Origin of the sequence: Acidithiobacillus ferriphilus, from assembly GCF_018854775.1 — a bacterium.
Classification (GTDB): domain Bacteria; phylum Pseudomonadota; class Gammaproteobacteria; order Acidithiobacillales; family Acidithiobacillaceae; genus Acidithiobacillus; species Acidithiobacillus ferriphilus.
In genome coordinates this window covers 1-4,801 of record NZ_JAAZTY010000051.1, presented here as the reverse complement: position 1 = coordinate 4,801, position 4,801 = coordinate 1, and the positions used below count along the sequence as shown (strand labels likewise).

Genomic DNA, 4,801 nt, shown 5'->3' with positions numbered 1-4,801 from the left:
GTATTGCTGGCCGATGGAAACCACGTTGTTGGTCAGCCAGTACAGTACCAGACCCGCCGGGAAAAAGGAGAAGAATACCGCGAAGATCACCGGCAGTGCCGACATGATGCGCTTCTGCATGGGGTCCACCGGCGCTGGATTGAGGCGCTGCTGGAAGAACATGGACACGCCCATGAGCAGGGGCAGGATGTAGTAAGGATCGGGTATGGCCAGATCATGAATCCAGAGGATAAAGGGCGCTTGCCGCAGCGAAACGCTCTCCACCAACACCCAGTACAGGGCGATGAAAAAAGGCATCTGCAGTACAATGGGTAGACAGCCCGCCATAGGGTTGACCTTCTCGCTGCGGTACAACGCCATCATGGCTGCGCCCAGCTTCTGGCGGTCATCCCCGACCTCCTTCTTCAGTTTCTCCAGCTTGGGCTGCAACTTGCGCATATTGGCCATGGAGCGGTAACTGATGGCCGAAGGGTAGAAGAAGATGAACTTGACCACTATGACCAACAGGATGATCGCCAGGCCCCAGTTGCCGACCAGCCCATGGAACCAGGTCAGCACCACATGCATGGGCTCGGCGATGATGGCGAACCAACCGTAGTCCACGGTCTGCTCCAGGCCGTTACCCATGGCGACCAGGGTTTGCTGCTGCTTCGGCCCGAGGAAAAGCTGCTGGGTGATGGTGGTGCTCTGGCCCGGTGCCAGGGTCGGTAGCGGGGTGTTCACCCCGGCGACATAATTGGTACCTGACGGGCGCGCATAAATCTGGGATTGCGCATCCTGGGCAGGCACAATGGCCGTGAGGAAGTAGTGGTCCATCATCCCCGCCCAGCCGGGGCCGGACTTCAACTCCGGATGATCGTGGATATCGCCGAAACTCACTTCGCTGAAGTTGCCCTGGTGCATAAGCACCGCGCCGGTGAAAATAGACATGAACATGTGACTTTCAGCGCGGTCATTGCGCAGGATCTGGTCAAAATAGCTGCCATTCCACGCCGTGGACCCGCTATTGGTGATGGTGATGTGCTCTTCCACCACGTAGCTGTCGGGCTGAAATGTCCATGTTTTTTTGACGCTCAGGGGGCCGGCTTTGCCGATGAGGGTGATAGGCTGGCCGTCGGCCCGCCGAACGGCAGGAACGGCGAACTGGGCAACCAGGGTCTGTCCATCGCTGTTGACGAAGCCGCTCTGCTGCACAGTGAGCTTAGCCGCCGCCTTGTCGAGGATGGGATAGGGTGCGGGATTCCCCACCGCCTGCGGATAACGGAGCAGGCCAAGCTGTTGGATATCGCCGCCATTCAGGTCGATCTGGCCAGTGAACACCTGCGTCTGGAAAGACACCGTGGGTCCTGTCGCCAACTGGAGGCCCGTACTGACCGGCGTGACCGTCGGCACAGCCACTGTCGCTGCTGAGGTAGCCACAGCGGATGTTGACGTGCTCGGGGTCGTGACGCTTTGGCGGACGGCAGTCGGCGTAACCGGTTTCGGCGCATTCTGCGCCTGCCAGGCCTGAAACAGCAGGAAGACGACTACGGCAAGCGCGACAGCGAGGATGGTCTTCTGATTATCCATGAGGCCCCAAGGCGTTTAAGGAACGGGATCGACACCACCGGAGTGCCAGGGATGGCAACGGCTGATGCGTTTGATGCCTAACCAGGAACCTTTGGCGATGCCATAGCGTTCAATGGCCTGACAAGTGTATTCGGAGCAGGTTGGGTAAAAACGGCAGTGGTGTCCAAGTATGGGGCTGATGACGTACTGATAGCCGCGCACGACAACGACGGCCACGTGCCGCACACTCATACCCTCTCCAGCATCTGCTGGAAGTAGACACCCATGGCCCGCATGCTGAGTTGCCGGGCACCCGCCCGCGCTACCACCAGCACGTCACGCCCTTGCGTGCGCACCGGCTGCTGCCGGAAAGCTTCGCGCAAGCGTCGCTTGATACGGTTGCGGACCACGGCATTACCCACCTTGCGGCTTACTGCCAAACCCAGACGGGGGTGTCGCAGTTCGTTACGCAGGGCGTAGATCACCAATTCTGGGAAGACCTTTTTGCGTCCCTGCTTGAGGGTGCGCTGGATGGCCGCCTTCTGGCGGAGACGATCCTCGCGGGTAAAACGATGAGGATGCGCCAGCGCCGGATTCATCGGCTTACGGGCAGAGACGCTGACGGCCCTTGGCACGGCGCCGCTTGAGCACAAGGCGACCGGATTTGGTGGCCATGCGGGCACGGAAACCGTGGGTCCGCTTGCGATGAACAACGCTGGGCTGAAAAGTACGCTTCATGAGACACTTCCTGCGGATAATTCTTAAGGGCTGAGAAGATAAGGAGATGCTGCACGAAAGTCAAGGCACCGGGCCGCATTTTCGGGACCCGGCGACGACGAGATAAAAAGCCTTAGCGCACGATGGGCTTATAACGCAGACGATGGGGCCGGGCGCCCTCCTCACCCAGGCGGCGTTTTTTGTCTGCCTCATATTCATGGTAGTTGCCCGCAAAAAACTCCACATGGGCATCCCCTTCAAAAGCGATGATGTGGGTGGCGATGCGGTCGAGGAACCAGCGGTCATGGGAGATGACCATGATGCTGCCCGCGAATTCCAGCAGGGCGTCTTCCAGCGCGCGCAGGGTTTCCACATCGAGGTCGTTGGAGGGCTCATCGAGGAGCAGGACGTTGCCGCCGGCGATAAGGGTCTTGGCCAGATGCAGGCGGCCACGCTCACCGCCCGAGAGCTGTCCCACCAGTTTTTGCTGGTCGGCGCCCTTGAAGTTGAAGCGGCCGCAATAGGCGCGGGATTGGATCTCAAATTTGCCGACGGTGAGGATGTCCAGCCCACCGGAGATTTCTTCCCAGACATTGTTTTTGGCGGCGAGCGCATCGCGGGACTGATCCACATAGGCCAACTTGACGGTAGAGCCGAGGACGACGGCGCCGCTATCCGGGCTTTCCTGGCCCACAATCATTCGGAAAAACGTTGACTTGCCGGCACCATTGGGGCCAATAACACCGACAATGGCGCCCGGCGGCACTTTGAAGCTGAGATGTTCAAAAAGCAGTTTGTCGCCGAAGCCCTTGGTCACATCACGGAATTCAATCACCTCGTTGCCGAGACGTTCCGCCACCGGGATGAAAATCTCCTGCGTTTCATTGCGGGTCTGGTATTCGTAGGAACTCAGTTCTTCAAAGCGGGCCATACGGGCCTTACTTTTGCTCTGCCCGCCTTTGGCGTTCTGCCGCACCCATTCCAACTCGTGTTGCATGGCTTTGAGGCGCGAGACCTCGGCGCGGGCCTCCTGTTCCAGGCGCTTTTCCTTCTGCTCCAGCCAGGCGGAGTAATTGCCTTTGTAAGGGAAGCCGCGGCCGCGGTCCAGTTCCAAAATCCACTCGGCGGCATTATCAAGAAAGTAGCGGTCATGGGTAACGGCAACCACGGTACCGGAGAAGCGCTGCAAATACTGCTCCAACCAGTCTACGGATTCGGCGTCCAGATGGTTGGTAGGCTCGTCGAGGAGGAGCATGTCGGGACGGCTGATGAGCAGGCGGCAGAGCGCAATACGGCGCTTTTCACCACCGGACAAGGGGCCGACCAGAGCATCCCAGGGGGCGAGACGCAAGGCGTCGGCAGCCACCTCCATCTGTTGCTCGGCCTGATGCCCATCACTGGCGGCAACAATGGCCTCCAGGCGCGCCTGCTCGGCGGCGAGAACGTCAAAATCCGCATCAGGCTCGGCGTAGGCGGCATAGACCGCTTCCAGTTCCTGTTGCGCGCCGAGGATGTCACCGAGACCCTCCTCCACTACCTGGCGCACCGTCTTGTTCGGATCGACCTGCGGTTCCTGCGACAGATAACCGATTTTGAGACCAGGCATGGGCTGCGCCTCGCCTTCAAACTCCTTGTCGACACCCGCCATGATCTTTATCAGGGTGGACTTGCCGGCACCATTCATGCCGAGCACGCCGATTTTGGCACCGGGGAAAAAGGACAAGGAGATGTCCTTGAGCAGAACGCGCTTGGGCGGCACGATCTTGCTGAGGTGATTCATCGTAAAAACGTATTGCGCCATGCCGTTTTCCATCCAGAGAGTGGGTTCAGACCGCCGAAAGGCGGAATTGGCCTAGTGTAGCGCAAATCAGGGCTTGATGTGGACTCTATGCGGGGGCCGGTCAGGGAGACAGGCGTGAAGCGGCTGCGGAACGCAGGAACCAGTCCGGTACCGGCCGCCGTATCCACGGGCCATGCAGTGCGATCCGTACCGTCATGGTCAGGCCGGGACGCAGCGGGTGTCGGATCAGGTCCCCCGGATCGACGGCGATGCGCACCGGTACCCGCTGGGTGAACTTGATCCAGTTGCCGCTGGCATTCTCCGGCGGCAGCACCGCGAAGACGGCGCCGGAGCCCCCTCCCAGTCCCACCACCCAGCCGTGATAGGTGACGGCGTTACCATAGAGATTGGAATGCAGCGTCACCGCCGCACCGGGACGCACTCCCGCCAGACGGGTTTCCTTGATGTTGGCAGTGACCCATACCTGCTGCAATGGCACCACGGTGAACAGGCGCTGGCCCGCGTTTACCCACTGTCCGGGCTGCACCGCCTGCTGCGCGACGATGCCGGTGACCGGGGCCCGGATGATGCGTCGTGTCCAGTTCAGGTGGGCCAGGGCCAGGGCCTGCGTCGCCGCACGCACGGCGGGGTTTCCCGCCGGGCCGGCGGTTCCGAGCCGCGCGCTGAGGGCTGCGCTATGCGCCGATTCGGCGCCGATTTCGGCTTGCAGGCGCCGCCATCGCGGCGGTCGACGCG

6 protein-coding genes are annotated in these 4,801 nt (G+C 60.8%); all 6 read right to left on the bottom strand.

Annotation, left to right across the window (positions count from 1 at the left end):
- Positions 1-1,569 (bottom strand): membrane protein insertase YidC (gene yidC, locus HF921_RS04340; protein ID WP_215893381.1); only part of this gene is annotated, 1,569 nt, incomplete at its 3' end.
- A gap of 15 nt (positions 1,570-1,584) precedes the next feature.
- Positions 1,585-1,800 (bottom strand): membrane protein insertion efficiency factor YidD, encoded by a 216-nt coding sequence (gene yidD, locus HF921_RS04335; RefSeq protein WP_064220094.1) that lies wholly within the window; start codon positions 1,798-1,800, stop codon positions 1,585-1,587.
- Positions 1,797-2,183, bottom strand: coding sequence for a ribonuclease P protein component (rnpA, locus tag HF921_RS04330; RefSeq protein WP_229066222.1), 387 nt, complete (start codon positions 2,181-2,183; stop codon positions 1,797-1,799). Before rnpA ends, yidD begins: the two co-directional genes overlap by 4 nt.
- Positions 2,152-2,286: a 50S ribosomal protein L34 gene (rpmH, locus tag HF921_RS04325; RefSeq protein ID WP_009560916.1), complete on the bottom strand. Its 135-nt coding sequence runs from the start codon at positions 2,284-2,286 to the stop codon at positions 2,152-2,154. Before rpmH ends, rnpA begins: the two co-directional genes overlap by 32 nt.
- A gap of 112 nt (positions 2,287-2,398) precedes the next feature.
- Positions 2,399-4,066, bottom strand: coding sequence for an energy-dependent translational throttle protein EttA (ettA, locus tag HF921_RS04320; RefSeq protein WP_064220092.1), 1,668 nt, complete (start codon positions 4,064-4,066; stop codon positions 2,399-2,401).
- A 100-nt stretch (positions 4,067-4,166) separates the two neighbouring features.
- A partial coding sequence (locus HF921_RS04315; protein WP_215893380.1) for an HlyD family secretion protein occupies positions 4,167-4,801 on the bottom strand: 635 nt, incomplete at its 5' end.

Bases quoted from the DNA above. Each gene is read 5' to 3' on its own strand.
- yidD (WP_064220094.1), bottom strand. From the start codon at position 1,800: ATGAGTGTGCGGCACGTGGCCGTCGTTGTCGTGCGCGGCTATCAGTAC.
- rpmH (WP_009560916.1), bottom strand. From the start codon at position 2,286: ATGAAGCGTACTTTTCAGCCCAGCGTTGTTCATCGCAAGCGGACCCAC.
- ettA (WP_064220092.1), bottom strand. From the start codon at position 4,066: ATGGCGCAATACGTTTTTACGATGAATCACCTCAGCAAGATCGTGCCG.